Source organism: Streptomyces sp. ADMS, assembly GCF_033441795.1.
In the GTDB taxonomy this organism is placed as follows: domain Bacteria; phylum Actinomycetota; class Actinomycetes; order Streptomycetales; family Streptomycetaceae; genus Streptomyces.
This window is the reverse complement of the sequence record NZ_JAVFVX010000510.1, coordinates 1-322: the sequence shown is the minus strand read 5'-3', so window position 1 is coordinate 322 and position 322 is coordinate 1. Positions and strand designations below refer to the sequence as shown.

The 322-nt window shown below is 70.8% G+C and carries 1 protein-coding gene; it reads right to left on the bottom strand.

All coding sequences use genetic code 11. The features are described 5' to 3' along the window. The coding region (locus tag RB628_RS41785; protein ID WP_318325817.1) for a TetR/AcrR family transcriptional regulator at positions 1–322 on the bottom strand (322 nt) is incomplete at both ends.

The following is a 322-nucleotide window of genomic DNA, read 5'->3' as shown; positions in this document are numbered from 1 at the left end:
TCGGCGCGGCCTCGGGCAACCAGTGTCTCGACCCGGGCGGCGGGCCCGCTGTGCAACTCACGGATGCGTCCCGCGGAGAGTTCTTTCTGAGCGGCGACAAGCAACGCCCGCGCCTGGTCCACCAGATGCCAGCCGGCCTCGACGTAACGCGCCAGGGCGAGCACCGGATCGCCGGTCAGATCTACCGCGTCCAACGCCTCGTCACCCCGGTCGATGGCACGGCTCATCGCCGCATCGACAACCTCTGCCCGGGAGGTGAAGTGCGCGTACAGCGTCACCCTGCCCACGCCCGCGGCGCGCGCGATCTCGCTCAGGCTCGCCT